The sequence below is a fragment of the Paenibacillus sp. FSL A5-0031 genome, from assembly GCF_001956295.1.
GTDB lineage: Bacteria > Bacillota > Bacilli > Paenibacillales > Paenibacillaceae > Pristimantibacillus.
Genome location: NZ_MRTD01000003.1, coordinates 179,682 through 201,365 on the forward strand (window position 1 = coordinate 179,682; position 21,684 = coordinate 201,365).

Sequence of the window (21,684 nt, forward strand, 5' to 3'; positions counted from 1 at the left end):
CTTAACGTAGATTTGACTCATCGAGCTGCTGCTTGGAAGAGAAATAGTACAACCACGATGCTGCAATGGCGAAGGCGGCAATGACGCCCATTCCCCAAAATATATTTGAAAAAGCACGGCCAAGCGGAACAGTGCTTTGTGCAGCGAGAACGATACCGCTAATCGCTACGCTGAAAGCGCCGCTAATGAATTGCGACAGCTGGAACAAGCCCATTCCAGCACCTACATGCTCACTTGGTAAAATTCTTGACAGCTCGTTCGAAACGCCCGAGTTTAACGCGGAGAAACTAACGCTCATCACGATATAAATTGCCATGACAACGTAGATGGATTGATCCGCGAACAAGGCGAAAGAAACAGCAGCGAGCAAGAGAAAGCAAGGAGTTAGCCGAAGCAGCAAGCTGTTGCCGTGTTGATCAATGATTTTTCCAATGCGATTGGAGGAAAGCATAGCTACAATGGCTCCCGGAAAAATAATGAGACCTGCTTGACCTGGTGTCAGCTTGAACAGGTGAATAAGCACCTGAGGCAGCAAAAATAGTGTAGAAAAATTGTTAATGTAAGATACAACACCAAGTGTAATCAGACGAATATACCTTTTATTGCGGAACAAAGTAGGCTGAACAAAAGGATTTACTGCACGATTAATCCGTATCCAGAATAAGATTAGCGCTAGGATTCCGCCAATAAGAGCAATCAAGAAATGGTTCGTAATATAGAGCAGAACACCTGTGGAGCCAATTCCGACAAGTGCAGCACCTAGAATATCGAAGGACCCCTTGTTCGATGGTTCAACCGGCAGCAGTCGATAAAACACAGGAATGAGTAAAAGTGAGATTCCGGTAACGATAAACAGATCGTTCCAGCCCAAATACTGTGTTATAGCACCGCCGATGACGGGGCCTAGACCAAGGCCAAGTGACGCAGCCGAAGTAATAAGTGCCATGGATTTGCCCCGGCGAGCAAGTGGAATGAATCGTGTAATGAGCACGATGGTTAAACTAAGGACGGAGCCCGCTCCGCAAGCTTGAATCAGGCGCGCGACAAGCAGCAGTACATAATGATGACTAAAATAACCAAGCACTGATGCGCCGCCCATGGCGATTAAGCCAATCGTGAGCAGCAGACGAATCGGAACAAAGTCAGAGAGTCTGCTGTAGGTAATGGATGAAATGGCAAATATAATAGAATAACCAGTTATGATCCATGAAGCTGCCGATGGGGATAGCATAAACTGAGCCGTGACTTGGGGCAAGGCCAGATTAAACATCATCGTATTCATGATCACAATAATTACGGTTAAACCTAGCAGCGGGATAACGAGACCGTCTCTAAAGGCGGGCCGCTCCTCGGTGAATACGGGTGGGACAGTAACAGCGGCACTGTTTCTCATATAGAACCTCCAAAGTTGTCTCTTTATCTATTTTCATTGTACGAATATTATCGTACAATGAAAATATAGCATGAGCTATGGTATAATGCAATAAGTACTTAATGAGAGAGGTGCGAATGCCATTGAAAATATTATTCCATCCCAATCGTGAGGATATTGAGCTTACTTCTGTTTTATATGCATTAAGTGATCCTATTCGGCTTAGCATTGTTGTCGCTATCGATAAGCATGGCGAACAGTCCTGCGGCCACTTTGATCTTCCTGTCGTAAAGTCTACAATGACGCATCATTTCCGTACATTGCGTGAAGCGGGTATAGTGAATGTTAGAAAGCAAGGCACCCAGCATTTTTTGACGCTGCGCACTGAGGATTTGGATGCTCGCTTTCCAGGCCTGTTAACGGCTATTCTTCAACCGGCTTCTGTATAGACGAAAGTAAGAACTATTTCTTTTCTCGCCCATATACGCTAAAATAAGGCTGTACTTTGGCAACGAGAGAAGGAACAACTGTGGGTACACGCAAAGGCTTAAAACTTCGATTCGTCTTGGGGCTGTTCGTAATCGGCTCTGTTATCTTAACCGCCATCATCGGCGGTTATTTTGCATGGACGACAAACAAGACTTCACTAACGTCGGGTTATTTGGAAAGCAATTATCAATATGCGCAAAAGCTGTCCTCTAATACGAAAGAATTATTGGATATTATTGGAAATAATGTTGATGCCATCGCTGCAAGAGCAGGCATACAAAATATATCGCAAAAGGAATTGGATAGCTGGTACGATGCAAATGAGCAATATTTTAATGCGATTATCATTGTGGATTCCAATCGTAAAGTGATGTTATCTAGTTTTTCAAGCGGAGGAGTCAAGGCAGGGGCAGTGCTGAACTCTTATGCATCGAAACAAGCGGTTGAACAGAAAAGACCGCTTATTTCAGAGCCTTATGTGGGGACAACAACGAACCAGCTTCTTATGCTAATTTCTTCACCCATATTCAATGAACATGGCGAATATGAAGGTTTTGTAGCTGGAACCATTTATTTGAGCGAGAGCAACGCGCTTAGCAAATTGCTCAACGAACATTTTTACGGAAACGGCTCTTACGTCTACGTAGCAGATAAGCAAGGCCGCCTTATTTTCCATCCGGACCATAAGCGAATTAATGAAAAAATTACTTCAAATGAGGTTATTAATAAGGCATTAGCTGGACATAGCGGATCGCAGGAGATTGTTAACTCAAAGGAGAATCGTTACTTTGCGGGTTATGCGAGCGAGTCGATAACCGGTTGGGCTATTGTAGCACAAACGCCTGCTTCAATTATTGATAAGCCATTAAATGAATTGATATGGAGTATACTGCTGCAATTTCTCCCGTTATTTATCGTAATCCTGCTGCTTGCGTGGTATGTTTCCCATTTAATATCGAAGCCTCTATTTGAACTAGCTGCTTTCTCAGAGGAAGCGATTTTATCAACAAAGGCGATACGTTCTAAAATGCCCAAAACAAATTCTTACATCTATGAAGTGAGACAGCTTAATCAAAGTATAAATAACCATTTTAATTTACTGAACAAGGAAATTCGATTGGATGGGCTTACGGGACTTGCGAATAGGAAAACATTTGATTTGACCATTCAAGAGTGGATTGCCGAGGATATACCGTTTGCGCTTATACTGCTGGATGTTGACCATTTCAAAAAAATTAACGATCAGCACGGGCATCTTATTGGAGATGAAGTATTAATCTATACAGCTGCGCAAATAAAAGCATTTTCCAGAAGTCACGATCTTAGCTTCCGCTACGGCGGTGAAGAGTTTGGCATACTGGTTAAGCTAGGAAGCATTCCTACGGCAACAAATATTGCGGAGCGGCTTAGAGAAGGAATCGCTGCTGGCGCCAGTCCGACTGGCAGTCCAATCTACGTTTCAATCGGCATTTCAATTTCGAGTGGGAAGGCGAAGGAAGCGAAGGAAATAATTGAAATGGCGGATCAAGCGCTTTATCGCTCGAAGGAAGCAGGCAGAAACCGAACAACGGTTTACGACAATAAGCCATTAAGCGGACGAGAGGATTAGTTGTTCGGTTAAGGCTGCTCTGCTCCATACGCCATTCATCCCAAATAGAAAATCATACTGGTTTGCTTAACAGTACTCTAAAGCAATAAAGCGTTCCCCACATATTTGAGCTAATGGCAGTAGAGCTGGGTGCAGCCTCAAATTCGCCGCCATATGTGAGTCCTGCAGATTCAGCGGCTCGTTTGAGCTGCTGCAAGTCAACTGTCGGATAATCGAAGGTTAGCGCGATCCGGCCTCCTGGTTTCACTGTTCTTGCGAATTCTTTTAAGCTGAGGTCCTGATCTACATGTCTTAGATGCTCAAGCACAGAAATACAGAAGATGATGTCAAAATAATTATCTTCATAAGGAAGGTCAGTTATACTTGCCTGAGCATATTGAACCTTGGACCAGCCTTGGTGGTTGGTTATTAACTGGAGAGCTGGCTGACCTACGTCCTGAATAATTTCCTGAGAAATAGCCTCCCATGAGCTAATGCGCGCATCGAAATCGCAAGCATGTACTTCCTTGCAAACGCCGCCCAAATAAAATTTTAAAGGGTGCGAAATGCCGCAGGCTGCATCCAGTACGATATCATTTGGTGAAATGAGCGTTCGGCACCATTCATACTCATAGGGACGGCTCCACCAGGTTTCAGGCAAAGGATAGATAAGCGTATCTATCCTCGGATCAGTCGATGTGAAGAAGCGTGCTTCTTCGCGGCTGTGCTCATTTGGATTTAACATGCGTTATTTTCCTCCCGCAAACGTGATTATATGGCAAGCTCACATGCAAGGCTCATTTTACAAGCTTATGATGCAAGGGAAAGATTATGTATTTTACGTGTTTGTATGATGGAAAAAGGGGTTGAATGGATGGGTGCGTCATTCTCATTTCAGACGTTTCCGCGAATAGAGACGGATCGTTTTATTTTGCGAAAAACAGAGCAGCGAGATGTGCATGAATTGTTTGAGCTCTATTCCAATGATGATGTTGTCAAATATACACCGCTGCTGCCTTTCTCGGCAGAAGACGAGGCATGGCAGGAAATGAATTGGCATTTGGAGATTTATGCTCTACAAATAGGCATCAGATGGATAATTGAAGAGAAGAGCTCGGGTAAAGTAATCGGCACATGTGGGTTTTTACATTATTTGAAGGAGCATGCGCGTACGGATTTAGGTTATGATCTATCTCCAAGCTACTGGCGGAAAGGGATTATGAGTGAGGTAGCGGCGCCCATTATTGCTTTTGGCTTCAACAGCATGAAGCTCCATTGCATCGAGGCAAAGGTAGATCCGTCAAACACTGCATCGATCAACCTGCTCTGTAAGCTCGGTTTCAAACAGGATAGTCAGCCGAGGGAATTTGAGTTTGAGGATGGGAATTTTATTGAGCTGCTTGTATTTACGATGCTGCGCAAGGAGTTTGAATTATTGCACGCACGTTAGCGTCTTTCGCAAAGGACGTTTTCATCGTATAATAGGAAGAAGCGAGCCGCAGGAAGCTAAATGTATGCTTGCTCGGCGGCGTTGCTTTATAATACTTTTTTTGGGAGGCATTACTAATGTCTATTAGCAAGGCGAGAAAGGCAAGACAGAAGCTGGCGCAGCAAGGGCGCATGACACCGGATGCACTGCGGGGCAGCTGGCTGGGCGTCAATCCAACAATCAAACGTACACCTACTCTGCAGGAGAAGCAGACGAAGCTGAATAAGAAACACCGAAGGAATCACGCGAATTACAGCGATGGTTCCTTTTGTATTTATAGGGGCTGTTTGGTTTGGGATAAGCAGGTTAGCTGACTTTGAATTTCGTAATTTTACTATGGTAATATGAAGACGTACATAATGAAATACTTTAAAGTAATGACAACAATACCCTTGTAAGCACGCAGTCGTTCTTACAAGGGTATTCATTTTTTTGGGTAAAGTGAAGATGCAGTTGTTAGCGCGAGCGAGCCGCATTTCTAAGCATGTTGTATTACATTGGATTTGGTAAAAATTGATTTATGCCTATGTCATGCATCTGATGCGAATCAATGACTCGCAAACAATCACGCCAAGCAGGATTAAAAGTTAACTTTTGGGTAATAGTAAATTAACTTGCATCAAATCCTCGCTCCTCGCTATAATAAGAACAAATGTTCTTATTTGGAGGGGTGGCAATGGCCGCTAAAGAGGAAGAAGCCCGCGGAAAAGTCAGAATGGCAGCTAATCCACCGATACAGACCGAGGAAGAGCTTGTGCTGGTGAAGCAGTACGTTTTGCTTGGCATTGTTATGCGTATTTTGGATCATGATATACGTGTGATAGGCACATCAGCCATTAAACTGCCGCGGTTTTATGAATCGATGATGCGCGGCATGCAGGATCGGGTGCTGCTCGACCTCGCTGGAATTAGAAGGAAATTCCGCGAAACAGGAATAAAGGTGTATGAGGAGAAGCGCGAAGCGGATGGTTTGCATGCCGAATATGTGTGCAGAGGGTACCATCATCGTTTTTTTATGCTGTGGGGCTTTGTAAAAGCGGAGTCTGAACGGGTGTTAAAACAGTATTTGTCCAGCTAATTTTGTAATTGTTCATGGTTTTGTCAAAATAACAAAAAAACTTTTCAGCTTTCCGTAGTTTAAGGTTGAGAACTTCGGACGATCTTATGTAATATAAGAGGTAGACATTATGATCGCAAAGGGGAGCACATAGCAATGCATAAGTGGATTATGTTTACTGTATTCGCAGCGGCGTCTTTGCTGGGCTTATATTTGCTCACGTTCGCACTGCCAGCTAAGCCGGTTGATGAGTCTGCCTCGTTGCCAGAGGGCATGACTTTATTGAAGGTTGTAGCGTCCAACGATTTTGTATTTGATCAAAAAGAGTACAAAGTTAAAGTTGGAGACAAAGTTAGACTAAAACTTTCCAACAAAAGCGGTATCCACGGGATGCATATTGACGAGCTTAAAGTAGCTTTGGATAACGATCACCCGGAAACAGATTTGGAATTTAAAGAGCCAGGTACTTACAGAATCTATTGTTCCATTCCATGCGGTCAAGGACATACAACGATGGAATCGACTTTAGTGGTTGAAGCAGCCTAGTGCGTAATTGATTCATGTGCTGTAGAAATGAGAAAGGAGCCGAAAGGCTCCTTTTTGCCTAAAATAAAGCTATCGTGCTGAACGAGGATGATGCTCTTTGTCACGACTGCGTACGATAAGCACGTCGGCGAGAAAGCCAAGCAGCGCCCATGTAGCAACAGTAAGTACATACATGAGCAAGACGTTAACCTCGTGCACGTCAACAAATAAATCAACGACCCATGCGGGAATGCTAAACATGAAGAAAACAAGATTGTGCGGGTCGTAACCCGTGGAGTTGAACAAGCAGATAGCTAGTCCAATAATTGTTGCAACAATTGTAACTGGATAGCGCATAACGTACACCGAGCCCCTTCGTGTTAAAGATTGCCGTAATGCGACTGCATAGGTTATTATGTGACAAATAGACAAAAGTTATGCGTCAATATTAGAGGAGGAACTAAATAATGCTTACTCATATCGTATTTTTTAAATTAAAAGATGGCAGCGCAGAGAGCGTAGCGCGTACCGCACAAGTGCTTAGGGATATGGAAGGGCAAATCGAAGTATTAAAGTCGATTGAGGTTGGCGTGGACGTTGTGCATTCGGAGCGTTCTTACGATATCGCTCTTATTACGAAGTTCGAATCTTTGGAAGCGCTAGAAGTGTATCAAGTGCATCCTGTACATAAAAAAGTTATTGAACACATGATGCAAGTTCGTGAAGCTTCCGTCAGCGTTGATTTTGAAAGCTGAGAGGCAGGTTGAGCAGTTATGAGCGACATGAGGGATGTATACGAAATATTTACTTATTTGCTTGTTATCATTTTTAGCAGCATTATTATGGTGGCGTGGCTGAAACGCAAAGGGAAAAAAAAGAAGCAAGGCTGAAAGCGGGCGACTGATTGATGTATTATGTGAATCGTGAACAAATAGCGGTAAGGTTGAATTCGATTACTGAAATCGCTTCGGCGCTGGACTCGCTTGCCGCTAATTGGCAGGGAACGGTGCTGGAGGGGCTGGCGCAGGAAAGAGCGCTGCATCTGGCTATTGAAACCGTAACAGATGTTGGCAGCTTCTTGATCGACGGGTTTATTTTGCGGGATGCGAGCAGCTATGAGGACATCATCGATATTACTGGCGAGGCAGGCGCGTTTCCGCTTGAAATGCAGGCGACGCTGACGGAGCTGGTGAAGCTTCGCAAGCCGTTAGTGCAGGACTATTATGTTTGGCCGAGAACTGAGCTTCATCCGCTTACGAAGACGCTTACTGCTCTGCTGCCTGCCTTTAAGCAATCGATTGATGATTATTTAGAACGCGAGCTGTAGGCGTTTTTGCTATTTGCACGTAAACCATTACGATTGCAGAGCAAGCATAGATTATGACTTTATGATTGTTTTACGCTTGATTTACGAAAAACTAAAAATACGTTACAATGACGCTATCAAGCCTGCAAAGGTGGTGAAGGGTTGAAGCGGATGAAAACGGCAAGTGCATCAGATATAACGGCAGCTTCACGCGGTGATCATTCCACGCGAGAGCGCATATTGATGCTGCTGAAAACAGGCGGCAGATTGAATGCTGGTTCCTTGTCAAGCGAGCTAGGACTAACGGAAATGGCAATCAGGCGGCATATGTATGCACTAGAGAGCGAAGGCAGCGTGAATATCGTATCGGTGCGGCAAGCCATGGGCAGACCGCTCCATGCGTATGAGCTGACAGCTGAGGCGGATGAGCTTTTCCCCAAAAATTATCATATGCTCGCACTCGACTTGCTGGGCGAGCTCGCTGATGACCCGGATACCGCAGCGCTTATTGACCGGATGTTTGATGGACGCAAGAACAAGCTGCTCGAACGTTATGAGCCCCGGATGGCGGGCAAGAGCTTGGAGCAGAAGGTGAGCGAGCTCGCAGCGATTCAGAACGCTGGAGGTTATATGGCTGAAGTGGAACCACAAAGCGACGGCAGCTATATGTTGTATGAGTATAATTGTCCGATTGCTCAAGTAGCCGGCAAATATTTGCAAGCTTGCAAATGTGAGCTCTCCTTGTTTAAATCGCTGCTTGACGTACCTGTTGAACGAACGGAATGTTTGGCGAAGGGCGGCGGCAAGTGCAGCTACCGCATCGGTTAATGAAATAAATAGAGGTTGTCTTTGCAAATCGGAGAAGATTTGCTGAGACAGCCTTTTTTTGTTGCAAATGTGGAAAAAGCACCGATGCCTTATCATTTTTATTTCGGTTGTGTCATGACAAGCCCATGCTGCTTATACTGTCATTACGCAAGTGGGCATTCGTCTAGGAGCATATACGTATGATCCTGCAATTGATAGAGGAGGAGGGATGCAGGCATGGTCATGATGTGGAGCGCAGCGGTAGTTGCTGGAGCATTTGTCATTCTAGTTGGCGGTATACTCATTGCCTTGCGGTCGGCGCTAAGCAAAGTGAAGCAAGTGCAGGCTGAAGCGGAGATTATGAGGCAGGACCTCAGTAAGTTATCCGCTGAGATTGGCGGGCTTGTGCAGCCGACCGAGGAAGCGATTCGCGCGGTACACCGTCAGTTGCAAGCCATGAGCAAGCTATTTGAAGCGGCAGGGCAGGTCGGCGGAGCAATTGCCCACACGACATCGACGGTTGAGCGGGTAACGTCTATATTATCGGAGTCGGCTGAGCAGCATGCGAAGCGGCACGAGACGAAGCGGCAGGTCGGTGAGGCGCTTGAATGGGCAGAGCTAGGGATGGCGGCATGGCAGCTGTGGCAAACTAGCCGAAAGGCAGCAACGACTGCCGAAGATGAGCATGGACCTGTATTCGAATCGGAATCTTAAGTCAAGGTGCTAAGGTCGAAGAGCACGCTAAACACGAAAGGAGCAAAAACAATGACAACACGTAAACAAACAAAAGGATTTTTTCTCGGCGCATTAGCTGGAGGTGTTGTAGGCTCGATTGCTGCATTGTTGCTAGCACCGAAGCCGGGCAAGGAATTGCGTCAGGATATTTCAACAGGCGCACAGAAGGTTGGAGAAACGACGGTTAGAGTTGCAGGTCAAGTAGGCGATACGACGGGTCGTATTGCTAAACAGATCAGCGGCCAAGCGATTCAAATTGCCGATCGTACGAAACAAGCGGCAAGCAGCGTTGTAAGCACGGTAAGAGGCCGCAACAAAGTTACAGAGGAAACAGAAGCGGTTAGTGGCGATATCGCTTTTACAGAAGATGGCAATGAGCAAGCAGCAAGTGCAATTGAAGCGGTAGAAGCCGGAGAAACAGAAGCTGCTACAGCAAAGGAACAATAGAGACTTAACGATAGATGGAACATACGTAAATTAGGCAATGGGTAAAATGGTTCAATTGTTTAATTCAAAAAGGCAAACGGCAGGGAGCGAAGTCTCCTGCCGTTTGTTTTTTTATTCACGTGTATGAATAGGGTTAGCCAACAATATGGTTGTGAACGTAATTGGACACGGGACGAAGCAAGCTTGCGAGCGGCTCCATGTTGTAGTCGTTCATTGATGGTGAAGTTGCGGTAATGGCTTCGCCTGGCCCAACTACAGAAATTTCATCATCTAATCGACCGACGAACGCGCCGTCATGAATAATAGCACCTTCACCGATAATGACGCGATGGAGCGTAACATTTCTTCCAATTCTGGCTCCCGGCATGATGATGCTCTCATAAATTTCGCTGTTTACGCCTATTGTAACGCCTGAGCAAATGATGGAGCGTGTTACTTCTGCTTCCACAGCGCAAGCGGGGTGGAGGATGGAGTCGGTAATTGATGCTTCGGGGCTTAAGTAAGGCTTTTCGCTAGACTGGTTTGTTCCGGACTGAGCTGGCCACTTCGCTGCGCCAAGCTTTAGCTCGCCATCCAGCAGATCCATGTTGGCTTCCCATAGGCTGTTTATTGTACCGACATCCCGCCAGTAGCCTTTATAAGGGTAAGCGATCATATTGGTTTTGGAGGTAAGAAGAGCAGGAATAATATCTTTGCCAAAATCATGAGTTGACGCTTCCGAAGCAGCATCTTCAATGAGTATTTTTTTCAAGTCTGACCAGCGGAATAAATAAATGCCCATGGAAGCTAAGTTGCTGCGAGGATCCGAAGGTTTCTCATGAAAGGAATTGACCCGAAATTGTTCATCAGTTTCTAAAATGCCGAAGCGGCTTGCCTCGCGCCAAGGAACTTGTTTAACGGCGATCGTAACAGCTGCACCGCGGTTTTTGTGGAATTCAAGCATAGGCTTGTAGTCCATCTCGTAAATGTGGTCGCCCGAGAGGATTAGTACATGCTCTGGAGCTTTCTCATCGATAAAGTCGATGTTCTGATAAATAGCATCGGCCGTTCCCGCATAGCCTTCTAAACATTTTTTTGAAGAAGGGAGGAAGGATACTCCGCTATTCGCTTGATCCGTTTGATAACCGTTCGTGGATTGATTTACATATTTATGAACGCTTTCGGCGCAGTACTGCGTAAGCACGCCAATCGTAGTAATATTTGAGTTTGCACAATTGTTAAGTGGAAAATCAATCATTCGGAAGCGATCGCCAAAAGGTACGACAGGTTTGGCAAACTGAGTTGTGAGCGGGGCTAGGCGCCGCCCTTCTCCACCGGCTAACAGCATAGCAATACATTCAGTATGGTTCTTCAATTCAATTTCCCCCTGACTAGTAAGTGTAGTAGTGTTGGCTCTGTTTCTTATATGGAGTCATTAACCTTTCATGGTGACTTTGAAACCGATACGGAGAAAAAAAGGGGGAAATAGATAAGCGAAAAGGGCTCTTGCTCCGCCGGCAAGACGGTGCAAAAGCCCTCAAATGATTAGATATTTCTATACAAAATTCGGAAATCATGCGGGCCGAGCTCAAGCTGAAGCTGCTCTTCGAATGTGGCAACTTCTTCATTCGAGAGCGCATCTTTCCAGTCGTCCGCCTGCATTGGATGCGTAAGCTTAACGGTTTCCTCGGTATGGTTAATCCAAATGGTGAAATGTTGATTGGCGTTTAATCGCTCATAAATGAAGGCGCCGCGTTCGTTATCTGCAAATAAGAAGCGGAATCGCCCATCACGAAGAACGGTATGCTGCTTGCGTAGGGCAATGAGGAGCTGATAGAAATCAAACAGCTCGCGGTCCTGTTTGTCCGCATCCCATTCCATACATTTGCGGCAGTCCGGATCATCGCCGCCATCCATTCCAATCTCGTCGCCATAATAGATGCAAGGGATACCCATAGAAGTCATCATGAATACAACGGCTTGCTTTAAACGCTGCTTATCTCCATTTAAACGAGTTGACGCACGAGGTGTGTCATGACTGGATAGGAGGTTGAACATCGCCTCATTGGTTTGCTGAGGATATCGCATAAGTAAACGGTTGATTTGATCGGCGAAATCAGATGCTTTTCCTTCGGAGGAAGCAAAAAAATCCAAGATGTGCTGCGCAAATGGGTAATTCATCGAAGAGTCAAACTGATCACCGTGCAGCCAGTTAAGCGCATTGCTCCATACCTCGCCGATAATAAAAGCATCCGGCTTTTCAGCCTTAACGGCATGACGGAAATCCCGCCAGAAAGCATGATCAATTTCGTTAGCGACATCGAGCCGCCATCCGTCGATATCTGCTTCCTTAATCCAGTGCACAGCAACATCAAGCAAAAATTGCTTTACTTCCGGGTTTGCGGTATTCAGCTTCGGCATATTGCCATAAAATCCAAACGTAGCATAATTTGCTGTACCGTCTTTGACCTCTACAGGGAAGCCATTCAGATGAAACCAATCCTTGTACTTTGAATTTTCTCCATTCGCGAGCACGTCTTGGAAAGGTGGAAACTGCTCGCTCGTATGATTAAAGACAGCATCCAAGACTACTCGGATATTTAGATCATGACAAGCGCTGACCAGCTTCTTAAGCTGCTCGGCATCTCCAAACTGCGGATCGATTTGCATATAATCGACCGTATCATATTTGTGATTTGAAGGTGCTGTAAATAATGGCGTCAAATAAATCGCCGTCACTCCGAGGTCCGTCAGATGCTTGAGATTATCGATTATGCCTTGCAGATCGCCGCCAAAGTGGCTTTCGCCGCTAGGCGCTTCACCCCAGGGCTGCACGTGGTCGGGGTCGTTGGCCGTATCGCCATTTGCGAAGCGGTCGGGCATAATTTGATAGAAAACTGCTTCCTTTGCCCATTCAGGCGCATCAAACAAATCAACCGTATGAATAAAAGGAATTTCAAAATATCCGCCAGCTGGGGCAGGCTGCTCCTCAAAGATGCCATTCTCGATGAGCCATAACGTTTCTTCGCCGCTGCGTACACGAAAGCCGTACGAAAAACGCCCAAACTCCGGCTTGATGGCAGCTTCCCAATAATCAAAGAGGGAATCGGCAGCTATTTTTTCCATCGGTACATCATGATGATGCTGATCCCAGTCGTATTTATCTCCTGTTACCGCAACAGCCTCTTCAACGTCATTTCTTTTGGTGCGCAGTCTAAGATGGAAAGTATCGCGATCGTATGCATAGGCCCATTTCAGATCCGATGAATGATGTAAACATTCTTTAAACAATGGCGTTCGCCCCTTATCATATGGTCTTCTATCTATCGTTAATAATAGCTATCCGCGCAGCAAGGATTCTGCTCCGTCTATGTAAACGGTGGTACCTGAGACATGGTCCGAATCATCAGATGCGAGGAATAATGCAAGCTTGGCCACTTGAGCTGCGCTGCCGGGCCCATCTTCGAGCGGCTGGCTGCCTTCTGGATATTCAACGGGTATCGACACACTCTCTAGTTCTGGCGTGCGCTCCGTGTTTTGCTCGATATTCGTCTCAATAGCTCCGGGGCAGATGGCATTCACGCGAATTTTGTACTGAGCAAGCTCCAAAGCAGCCATCTTGGCAAAAGCGACCTGTCCAGCCTTTGTGCTGCTGTAGGCGCTGAAGCCGATATTCGAGAACACCCGATTACCATTTATGGAGCTGGTGATAATAATGCTTCCGCCTTTATCCTTTAACAAAGGGATAGCGTGTTTTACAGTCAGGAATGTGCCGGTGAGATTAACTTGAAGCGTCGTATTCCAGTCTTCGATATCCATCAGTTCAATCGGTGTTAATACACCGTTAATGCCTGCATTGGCAAATACAATGTCCAAGTGCCCATAATGCTCGCGTGCTTGTCGATAGGCGTCTTCAAGCTGAGCTTCGTTGGAAATATCAGTTTCAATAGGCAAGCAGTCGACATTGTATTCTCGAACACTTCGGCATACTTGCTCCATGGCGGATTCTTTAACATCAAGCAGAACCAAATTGGCGCCTTCCTTCGCGAATTTCAAAGCTGCTGCCCTGCCAATACCAGAGCCTGCCCCGGTAATGAGAGCGACCTTTTCTTGCAAACGGCCGATCGGATATTTCACTTTTGTCATCTGAATGCCCTCCTTTTTGTTTTCAATCCAAATGCAATGCTCCACATTGTATCTACACGTATGTACCCGATCCGAGATGATCTAAACCGAATACAAAAGGCTGAACCCCATTTATTCCTCTGCATTATTGCTGGATTAACCCAAAAAGGACTGTCAATGCTACGTAACGTAGTCATTAACGGTCCTTTGTCATTTAAATGGAGCTTTCAACATGAAATTTCAGACCGCTTGTCCGAAATGTCGATAAGATACTGGTACGTTTTTGTGCCTGTATTCATATGCTATTTTGTCTCTATTCATCACATTATGTTTAGGAAAGCGGTGTGTTTGTGCAGCAACCGATTGCAATACTGGACTCAGGCGTTGGCGGCCTCACCGTTGCCAAGGAAGTTATGCGCCAACTGCCGCGAGAAAAAATCCTTTACTTTGGAGACACGGCTCGAACGCCTTATGGACCGCGTTCTTCAGAAGAGATTGTTCGTTTTACGAGGGAAATCGTCGATTACTTAATTCAGTTTAATCCGAAAATGATTGTTATAGCATGTAACACAGCAACAGCGGCCGGACTTGAAGACATTCGCTCAAGAGTCGCGATCCCGGTTGTTGGCGTCATTGATCCTGGTGCAAGAGCTGCTATCGGCCTTACAGCTACGGGTTATGTAGGCGTCATCGGCACAGAGGGAACGATCAAAAGCGGTGCTTATGAGCAAGCCTTAAAGACGCTGTCGCCGAAGGTGCAAGTGATAAGCGAAGCGTGCCCGAGATTTGTGCCGCTAGTGGAAAAGGGGAATTTTCGTTCCTTTGAAACGTACGAGACGGTGCAGAGCTCCATTGGGCATTTGAGGCTTTTTCCAATGGATACGTTAATACTTGGCTGCACGCATTATCCTTTTCTAGCGGAAACCATATCCGAGGTGATGGGCCAGAGTGTGAATCTTATCAGCTCAGCGGATGAGACGACACGCGAGATCAGAAATATTTTGGAAAACAATGACCAGCTAGCAAGCGAGGAGAGGGAACCGGTGCATCAATTTTTTTGCAGCGGAGATCCACGAATGTTTCAAACCATTACTCAGCAGTGGCTTGGGAAGCAGATTGAACTGACGCCTGTAGTTTGGCAAATACCCAATATCATTTAAATGATAAGAAACTGAAGCCGGGCTTAAACATAGCAAGGCTTCTTTTTGTTGATTGCTACATAGGACAAGTAAGGCCTTGCATAGCATGATAGGAGCAAATTTATGCAGCTGGGGGCGATGGATATATACTCCTTACAAACGTATGGCTATCTTGATTTAGTGGAAGGTATTCGGCAGCTATCAGGCAGATACTCGTTTTTATCGGCACATATTATTGGGGAGAGCGTAATGGGCAAGCCGTTATTGGCGCTCCGCTGCGGCAATGGTCCGCGTCAAATTCATATGAACGGCTCCTTTCATGCAAATGAATGGATAACCTCTGCACTGCTGATGCGCTTCGTTGCTGATTTGTCAGCAGCTTATTGCAGCGGGGAGCGAATGGGTGGACAGCAAGTGGCGGATTTGTGCAAAGACGTGACTTTATGGGCTGTACCGATGGTAAACCCAGATGGTGTAGAACTCGCACAATATGGAGCATTGCCGAGGCATCCTTATTATCAACAGCTAATGGAATGGAATGGCGGCTCCGATCAGTTCAGCAACTGGAAGGCCAACATTAGAGGTGTTGACTTAAATGATCAATTCCCTGCGTTTTGGGAAGAGGAGTGCAAGCGCAGAGGGGTAGAGGGACCTGGACCACGCGACTATCCAGGACCGTATCCGCTAAGTGAGCCGGAGGCGAATGCCATGGCTCAATTTACGAGTAGAATCGGTTTCGATGCGGTTCTTGCGCTTCATACGCAGGGGCGGGAAATCTATTGGAATTATCGTGATTATGAGCCGGCAAATGCAGAGCAGCTTGCCAAACGGCTCGCTCAGGCAAGTGGATATGAAGCGGTAAAGCTGACTGGCAGCGATGCGGGATATAAGGACTGGTTTATTCATCAGTTCCGCAGACCCGGCTTTACAGTGGAAGCGGGCTATGGCGAAAATCCGCTGCCGATGAGTAATTTTGATCAAATTTATGTGGAGCTGCAGCCGCTGCTGCTAGAGGCGCTTCGCCTTTAGCGGCCGCTGGCCTCTAGTAGTTAATTACGTCATGCTTATGCTATACTAATCGGAAAAGGTCAGCAAAGGTGGGATTTCATGCGTAAGTTGCTGTCGCTGCGCCATTGGCAGCGTACGTTTGTCCGTATTTTTCAGCTGCTTCGATCAAAGGATGTTTCACTGCTGGACAAGCTGATTTTTTCCGTGCCTGTTTTTCTTTACTGGGTTTTGCCGGACGTCATGCCGTTCATGCCGATTGATGACATCGCGGTTACGATGGTGCTTGCCGAATGGTTTGCCCGTAGAATGGAGAGCAAGTATAATATAAAATAATAACGATTGCCGAAAGGCCTAACGATAAGAGGAGCTGGATAATTTATGAACTGCAAAATTTCAAAAAATGCTGCTAAAGTTCTGCAAGTAGAGCTGGACAAGCCTGAAAACGAAGGTAAAAAGCTGCGTATTTATGTCACTCATTCGCACGGCGACCATGCTCATTACGGTATGGGAATCGACGAGCCGACTGAGAAGGATATTGTTGTATCCACTAACAAAGGGATCGATGTTATTTTGGAGAAAGACAATGCTTTTCTGGACGGCGTTCGCATCGATTATTTCTATGTGCCTGAAGAAGGTTTTGCCGTTACGAATCCAACCAAGGGCAACCACGGTGATCACTAGCATTTTTCCGTATTCGGTTGAGACAGGACGATGAATAATGGCTAACGATATAATGGTTTGCGACAAATGCAAGCATACGAAGATCAAATCGATTTTACCCAAGCTGCAGAAGCTGGCGCCGGACACAGAGGTTCGTGTAGGCTGCAAGTCGTACTGCGGGCCATGCGCCCGCTATGCATTTATTTTTGTTAATGGACGGTACATTAAGGCGCCTTCAGAGGATGAGGTCATCGAGAAGATCATTCCTTACATCAAGAAATAAATAATAATATTAATATTATAGAACGACATACACGACAAGACCCTGCGACAGTTTGATTTCGTAGGGTCTTTGTATTTTCATACGAGGAGCCAAACGAAAGGAGTGCGAGCGTGGACATAACGACGCCTCAGCTTTTATATCATGGAACTACAAGCGATACTGTACAATCATTTGGGCAGAAGCTGTTGAATTCCCCCTATTGGCGGCCGGGGAAAGATTTTGGAGAAGGATTTTATACGACAATATCGGCTGAGCAAGCACGCAAATGGTCGCATAAGGCAGCAAAGGAGTCATGGGACGGCGGTCGTCCATGCGTGCTTGTCGTAGAGCTGACCTCGGTTCCGGAGCAGGTTGAGCCTCTCTTGTTTTTATCCGATTCACCGGCATGGGCGTCTTTCATTCTTGCTCACCGCAAGGCAGCAGTCAAAGGAACTGATCCCTGTGATGCACATCCAGACATTATCATCGGTCCTATGGCGGACAATGACACTGGAAAAATCGTACATAAAGCAGTACAATTAAAGAAAGATGAGCAATGGTTTTATGAGCAAATTACAGTGTCGCGTAAAGGCAGGAAGCTCGATTCGCTGCGGCTCGGCAATCAGGTCGTTTTTTGCTCCGAACGGTGGGAATCTCATTTGAAACTAGTCGGCTACCATATTTATACGGGAAGCAGGTGGATGTATCATGAAAGTGAAAACACAGGTCAGGTTAAGCTTATATGAACGCGGAATTGCTGAGGCTTTAGCTGCCGAATACGGCTATACCGCAGCGGATGCGAGAGAGCTTGTCGTCGAATATATTCAGGTTATCCGCAAGCTTAGCGGGTATGACAATTGTGCCCAGTATGCTCAGCTGCTCGATCGTGCGCGTCGTATGAACCATTCCCCAGCGCAGTGGCTTGAACGTATCCAAAGCGTGGAGAAAGGCGAAATGAGAGACAGAGGCATTGATTCGGAACAGCGGCAATATTTGCAAATGAAATAGGACCCCGCGATGTGTATCGCCCGGGTCCTTTGTTTATCCTAAGAGAAATACATATGCTTCGTTTGAGAAAGCTTAGGGGGAGAAGAATGCTGAAGCCAGCACGTTATTATCTATTTGGACTAGTCCTAGCGCTTGTCTGTTTGGCTGCAGCAGAGCTCATTTGGCTGCCGGCCCCGCTGAAGACGTCCGGCGGGATACAGTGGATAGAAATGATCGATTGGTTGTTCAATATATTAGCTCTAATACCGATTAGCTGGGCGGTTGGTGCCTTGCTCGGGGTCTGGCAGCAGCGGAAAAGGAAAGGCTGGACACTTATTTTACAGTTAGTACGGCTTATAATCGCTGGACTAGGCATAATCGGAGCAGGTTATGTGCTGTTTGCGCCAGAGATGCTGTTCCAGATGCTGCTGGTTATCGGCGCTGCTGCACCGCTAGTGTTTGCAGATATGCTTCTTACTGAAGCGTTAGAGCGGTCGCGAGCGGCGAAGGCATCGAATATAGGGGGGAATCGTTCAAACGCTCCCAAGAGGCTTCTAAGCTCTCTGTGGCTGCCAAAGCGCGGGATGATCACTCTAACGATTACGATAGTGCTTCTATTGGTTTTGCTCTGCCCTACTGGGTATAGAGTCACATACCCGGGGATGACGCTTAATATGAATCGTTATGCGCATGTCGAGAAGAGCGAAAACAGCGGGGGAACGGTAAACGGCATACTCGTATTCGAGAGGCCGGCCGTACCGGCTGATTGGCTGTATGCCAAGCTGCTTCCGATGTATAGCTTCGAGAAAATACCAGAAAATGAACCGCCGCTGACGGAATCGTACACACAAGTCGTTCATATGAAAACGGATGCCAATCGTGTTGCAGCAGCTGTTGCCATGCAGAAAGCAGGCGTTGGAGGCGGAATTAAGCCAGATGGCATTAGAATTATTGCTATCGTAAAGGATAGTCCAGCTGAGCAGAAGCTGCAAGCTGGCGATATTATCGATGCAATGAATGGGCAAGCGGTTAAATCGATTGGCGAGATGACCGACTACATGGAGAAAGCGGTAAAGCCTGGCGAGTCCGTACAGATTACGCTAAGGAGATCGGGAGTCCAGACACAGGCAGAGGTCAAGACGAAGGCTTCAGCTGATTCGCCAGAGCGAGCGGTGTTCGGCATATCGGTGCAAACAGAGCTGCTTCTCGATATCCCGCTTAACATCGATTACAAACGCTTTATGGCGCATATTGGAGGCCCATCTCATGGGGCGATGCTAACGCTGGCTATTATTGATCAACTGACACCAGGCGGCGTTACGTATGGCAATCAGGTGGCGGGTACAGGTACAATTGAAGCAGATGGCTCGATTGGATTAATTGGCGGCATCAAGCAAAAGGCTTATGCCATCAGCCGGACGGATGCTGATGTGTTTTTTGTGCCGGCAGAGCTTGAAGGAGATGCTCGCAGCGGAGCGCCTGATCTCAACATTGTGCCAGTGAACACGATTGACGATGTGCTGAATTGGCTGTCTGAGCATAAAAAGTAGCTAAATGTATAGGAATGTTAGGTATACCGAATATAAAAAAGAACCTTTAAATCCACTATTGAATGTGGATTTGAAGGTTCTTTTGCTTTTTCATAGCTTACCAAGCTGCAAGGTTAACGACCAGCTGTCTCAAGCTCATTGCTGCTGCGAGCTTCTGTAGCGGTTTGCTCCTTGAAGTCAGCGATGAGATTGTTCATGACGATTTGATCCGACATGTTCAGCTCGGTGCGCGAGTCTTCAAAGGCACTTATGCAGCCGCTGACTGGTATGGATGCATTGTCTTGGATGTTCCAGCATGCTCCGTTCTCAGCGATGCCATCTGCTGAAGGCATAAAGTAGAGGGTACCATCAGTGAAGGCACCGTTTCTTTGCACGACCTTCTTGCCAAGGAGAGGATTCTCCATAAGCAGAGGCATGCCAATTAAATATTGATCAGCCGTCGAGATGCCGAGCAGATGCATGATCGTAGGCGTTACATCCAGCTGACCGCCTACATTCGTATATGTTCCTGCATGCTCGTTCTTTGGCAAATGTATGAGCAGAGGTACCTGCTTCACAATCATTTGACGCTCTAAATCATTCAGCGGTTTGCCAAGGAAAGTCTCAAACAACGACCAGTCATTAATTGAGTTGTCGTGATCCCCGTACATGACGAGAATCGTGTGATCCCAGAGCCCTTCTGCTTTCATTCGATCAACCAGCTCACCGAGCGCGGCGTCTACATAATGAATGGATTGCAAATAATCCCCCATTAATGTACCATCCAGCTCGCCAAGGTTAAGCTTTTGCTCCTCTTCCGGCATTGTGAACGGATAATGGCTGGAGAGTGTGATCAGAAAGGAGTAAAAGGGCTGCTTCTGATCGGCAATGACGTCAAAGGATTGTCGGAAGAAAGACTTGTCTCCGAGAGCCCAGCCGATTTTTTCATCTAGTTGAAAATGCTTTAAGCTGTAAAACTGATCATATTGCATGTTTTTGTACATCGTATTTCGGTTCCAAAAACCACCCTCATAAGAGTGGAAGACGGATGTCCCATAATCGTTTGCTTTTAAGGTGCTGGACATACAATCGAATTCGTTTGGTGCATATTGGATGAAAACCGAGCCGTTCGTGACGGGCTGCATGGAGCAGTTTGCCATGAAATCGGCATCCGAGGTTCTGCCTTGAGCGGTTTGTTGATAGAATTGACTGAAATAGGCGCTCTGCTCGATTAAATCGTTTAAATTCGGGGTAATTTCTTGACCGCCGATTGATTTATTAACCATGAAGTTTTGGAAAGCTTCGAGCTGAAGCATAATGACATTGCTGTCTTTATATGCGCCAAATAAAGCATCCTGCTCAAGCGTTTCCCGCTGGTCGCCGCGTTCTTGAATCCAGTTTTTTGCACCCGAATACTGCTCAGCGGTAACCGTCTCCGCATCCAGCCAGTGTTGTTTGACATACCGATACACGTCATAGCCATGAAAACCAAGCGCACCCGTCATGTTGTAGATGGACAGATTCCACCAATTGCCGACCAAAATACCTTGTCCCCACGTACGCTTCGCTTCATTTACGTTTGTGAAAACAAGCGATGTTCCGATGCCAAAAATGACAGCGCTTAGAACGATGCGGACGATTGCCTTTTGCATGCCAGCAGGCTTGCGACGATACTCATTCGCTTGACGAAGATCGCTCCGCCCTCGCCATAATGCGTAGATCGCAAAGGGAATGATGACAATCCAATCAAGGAACAAGATAAAATCCGTCGCTCGGAGAAGTGTGCCGATACTCTCGCCTAGGGAGTCCACTTGACTGAACTGAAGCAATACCGGAACGGAGATCAGATCTTGAAAGTAGCGATAATAAATAATATCGGCATACAAAACAAAGGATGCAATCAGGTTCAACACGATAAGTGCAACGATCCGTCCGCGTGCAGGCAGCCATATAGTCCAGAAGCTGAACAATAAAATGGCTCCGAGCTCGATAAGGGCATCTTTATCGGTCATTTTCATTTTGGGTACGTCAAGAATGGCGTTGAATAGATAAACCTTCGCCATCATCACAGCCACAAATAAAAGCAAGTCTACAGCCTTCAGCCGCTCGAACCCTATCAGAATCTTGCTCATCAAGCGGCGTAAAGCCGAGTGGTTATTATATAACATCTATAAAATATC

The 21,684-nt window shown here is 46.3% G+C and carries 26 protein-coding genes; 19 read left to right on the plus strand and 7 right to left on the minus strand.

Features of this window, described 5'->3' with window-relative positions:
- Position 1: 1 nt before the first annotated feature.
- On the minus strand, positions 2-1,393 hold the full coding sequence (locus BK120_RS06995; RefSeq protein ID WP_076266777.1) for an MFS transporter: 1,392 nt from the start codon (positions 1,391-1,393) through the stop codon (positions 2-4).
- Between the two features lie 122 nt (positions 1,394-1,515).
- Between BK120_RS06995 and BK120_RS07000 the strand changes: the two genes are divergently transcribed.
- Entirely contained in the window at positions 1,516-1,821 is a 306-nt protein-coding gene (locus BK120_RS07000; RefSeq protein WP_076267051.1) for an ArsR/SmtB family transcription factor, read from the plus strand.
- Between the two features lie 80 nt (positions 1,822-1,901).
- Positions 1,902-3,470 carry a sensor domain-containing diguanylate cyclase gene (locus tag BK120_RS07005; RefSeq protein WP_076266778.1) on the plus strand — a complete coding sequence of 523 codons (1,569 nt, stop codon included), beginning with the start codon at positions 1,902-1,904 and terminating at the stop codon, positions 3,468-3,470.
- Positions 3,471-3,522: 52 nt separating this feature from the next.
- Here BK120_RS07005 and BK120_RS07010 read toward each other — a convergent pair whose 3' ends face one another.
- The gene (locus BK120_RS07010) at positions 3,523-4,194 is read right to left on the minus strand and encodes a class I SAM-dependent methyltransferase (RefSeq protein ID WP_076266779.1); all 672 of its coding nucleotides are present in this window, start codon (positions 4,192-4,194) and stop codon (positions 3,523-3,525) included.
- A gap of 129 nt (positions 4,195-4,323) precedes the next feature.
- Between BK120_RS07010 and BK120_RS07015 the strand changes: the two genes are divergently transcribed.
- From BK120_RS07015 to BK120_RS07030, 4 genes are all read left to right on the plus strand, one after another.
- Positions 4,324-4,899 (plus strand): GNAT family N-acetyltransferase, encoded by a 576-nt coding sequence (locus BK120_RS07015; RefSeq protein WP_076266780.1) that lies wholly within the window; start codon positions 4,324-4,326, stop codon positions 4,897-4,899.
- Positions 4,900-5,015: 116 nt separating this feature from the next.
- Positions 5,016-5,252: a hypothetical protein gene (locus BK120_RS07020; RefSeq protein ID WP_076266781.1), complete on the plus strand. Its 237-nt coding sequence runs from the start codon at positions 5,016-5,018 to the stop codon at positions 5,250-5,252.
- A 362-nt stretch (positions 5,253-5,614) separates the two neighbouring features.
- Positions 5,615-6,016 carry a YhjD family protein gene (locus BK120_RS07025; protein ID WP_083681694.1) on the plus strand — a complete coding sequence of 134 codons (402 nt, stop codon included), beginning with the start codon at positions 5,615-5,617 and terminating at the stop codon, positions 6,014-6,016.
- A 135-nt stretch (positions 6,017-6,151) separates the two neighbouring features.
- Complete coding sequence (locus tag BK120_RS07030) at positions 6,152-6,541, plus strand: cupredoxin domain-containing protein (RefSeq protein ID WP_054024112.1); 390 nt, start codon at positions 6,152-6,154, stop codon at positions 6,539-6,541.
- Between the two features lie 69 nt (positions 6,542-6,610).
- Here BK120_RS07030 and BK120_RS07035 read toward each other — a convergent pair whose 3' ends face one another.
- The gene (locus BK120_RS07035; protein ID WP_076266782.1) at positions 6,611-6,877 is read right to left on the minus strand and encodes a hypothetical protein; all 267 of its coding nucleotides are present in this window, start codon (positions 6,875-6,877) and stop codon (positions 6,611-6,613) included.
- 110 nt (positions 6,878-6,987) lie between these two features.
- Between BK120_RS07035 and BK120_RS07040 the strand changes: the two genes are divergently transcribed.
- The 5 genes from BK120_RS07040 to BK120_RS07060 all read left to right on the plus strand — a co-directional run bounded on the left by BK120_RS07040 (position 6,988) and on the right by BK120_RS07060 (position 9,815).
- Positions 6,988-7,275: a Dabb family protein gene (locus tag BK120_RS07040; RefSeq protein ID WP_076266783.1), complete on the plus strand. Its 288-nt coding sequence runs from the start codon at positions 6,988-6,990 to the stop codon at positions 7,273-7,275.
- Between the two features lie 152 nt (positions 7,276-7,427).
- A complete protein-coding gene (locus tag BK120_RS07045) occupies positions 7,428-7,847 on the plus strand; it encodes a DUF86 domain-containing protein (RefSeq protein ID WP_076266784.1) in 420 nt (139 codons plus the stop codon).
- Between the two features lie 150 nt (positions 7,848-7,997).
- On the plus strand, positions 7,998-8,654 hold the full coding sequence (locus tag BK120_RS07050; protein WP_076267053.1) for a helix-turn-helix transcriptional regulator: 657 nt from the start codon (positions 7,998-8,000) through the stop codon (positions 8,652-8,654).
- A gap of 216 nt (positions 8,655-8,870) precedes the next feature.
- Positions 8,871-9,347 (plus strand): DUF948 domain-containing protein, encoded by a 477-nt coding sequence (locus BK120_RS07055; RefSeq protein ID WP_076266785.1) that lies wholly within the window; start codon positions 8,871-8,873, stop codon positions 9,345-9,347.
- A 51-nt stretch (positions 9,348-9,398) separates the two neighbouring features.
- Positions 9,399-9,815 (plus strand): YtxH domain-containing protein, encoded by a 417-nt coding sequence (locus BK120_RS07060; protein ID WP_076266786.1) that lies wholly within the window; start codon positions 9,399-9,401, stop codon positions 9,813-9,815.
- Between the two features lie 133 nt (positions 9,816-9,948).
- Here the strand turns inward: BK120_RS07060 and BK120_RS07065 are convergent, their stop codons facing one another.
- The 3 genes from BK120_RS07065 to BK120_RS07075 form a co-directional block, all read right to left on the minus strand.
- Complete coding sequence (locus BK120_RS07065; RefSeq protein WP_256710821.1) at positions 9,949-11,169, minus strand: sugar phosphate nucleotidyltransferase; 1,221 nt, start codon at positions 11,167-11,169, stop codon at positions 9,949-9,951.
- A gap of 170 nt (positions 11,170-11,339) precedes the next feature.
- The gene (locus tag BK120_RS07070; RefSeq protein ID WP_076266787.1) at positions 11,340-13,085 is read right to left on the minus strand and encodes an alpha-glycosidase; all 1,746 of its coding nucleotides are present in this window, start codon (positions 13,083-13,085) and stop codon (positions 11,340-11,342) included.
- 48 nt (positions 13,086-13,133) lie between these two features.
- Positions 13,134-13,940 carry an SDR family oxidoreductase gene (locus BK120_RS07075; protein WP_076266788.1) on the minus strand — a complete coding sequence of 269 codons (807 nt, stop codon included), beginning with the start codon at positions 13,938-13,940 and terminating at the stop codon, positions 13,134-13,136.
- Positions 13,941-14,269: 329 nt separating this feature from the next.
- On the opposite strand from BK120_RS07075, the gene racE reads away from it, so the two are divergent.
- The 8 genes from racE to BK120_RS07115 all read left to right on the plus strand — a co-directional run bounded on the left by racE (position 14,270) and on the right by BK120_RS07115 (position 19,525).
- Positions 14,270-15,079, plus strand: a complete 810-nt coding sequence (racE, locus tag BK120_RS07080) for a glutamate racemase (protein WP_076267055.1) — start codon at positions 14,270-14,272, stop codon at positions 15,077-15,079.
- Positions 15,080-15,181: 102 nt separating this feature from the next.
- Complete coding sequence (locus tag BK120_RS07085; protein WP_144376702.1) at positions 15,182-16,087, plus strand: M14 family metallopeptidase; 906 nt, start codon at positions 15,182-15,184, stop codon at positions 16,085-16,087.
- A gap of 78 nt (positions 16,088-16,165) precedes the next feature.
- Complete coding sequence (locus BK120_RS07090; RefSeq protein WP_076266789.1) at positions 16,166-16,399, plus strand: hypothetical protein; 234 nt, start codon at positions 16,166-16,168, stop codon at positions 16,397-16,399.
- 45 nt (positions 16,400-16,444) lie between these two features.
- On the plus strand, positions 16,445-16,747 hold the full coding sequence (locus BK120_RS07095; protein WP_076266790.1) for a heme biosynthesis protein HemY: 303 nt from the start codon (positions 16,445-16,447) through the stop codon (positions 16,745-16,747).
- Between the two features lie 37 nt (positions 16,748-16,784).
- Complete coding sequence (locus BK120_RS07100; protein WP_076266791.1) at positions 16,785-17,009, plus strand: YuzB family protein; 225 nt, start codon at positions 16,785-16,787, stop codon at positions 17,007-17,009.
- Between the two features lie 110 nt (positions 17,010-17,119).
- Complete coding sequence (locus BK120_RS07105) at positions 17,120-17,734, plus strand: DUF3990 domain-containing protein (protein ID WP_076266792.1); 615 nt, start codon at positions 17,120-17,122, stop codon at positions 17,732-17,734.
- On the plus strand, positions 17,697-17,996 hold the full coding sequence (locus BK120_RS07110) for a hypothetical protein (RefSeq protein ID WP_076266793.1): 300 nt from the start codon (positions 17,697-17,699) through the stop codon (positions 17,994-17,996). Before BK120_RS07105 ends, BK120_RS07110 begins: the two co-directional genes overlap by 38 nt.
- 86 nt (positions 17,997-18,082) lie before the next feature.
- Positions 18,083-19,525: a PDZ domain-containing protein gene (locus BK120_RS07115; protein WP_076266794.1), complete on the plus strand. Its 1,443-nt coding sequence runs from the start codon at positions 18,083-18,085 to the stop codon at positions 19,523-19,525.
- Between the two features lie 113 nt (positions 19,526-19,638).
- Here BK120_RS07115 and BK120_RS07120 read toward each other — a convergent pair whose 3' ends face one another.
- Positions 19,639-21,672: an LTA synthase family protein gene (locus BK120_RS07120; RefSeq protein WP_076266795.1), complete on the minus strand. Its 2,034-nt coding sequence runs from the start codon at positions 21,670-21,672 to the stop codon at positions 19,639-19,641.
- Between the last annotated feature and the right edge of the window lie 12 nt (positions 21,673-21,684).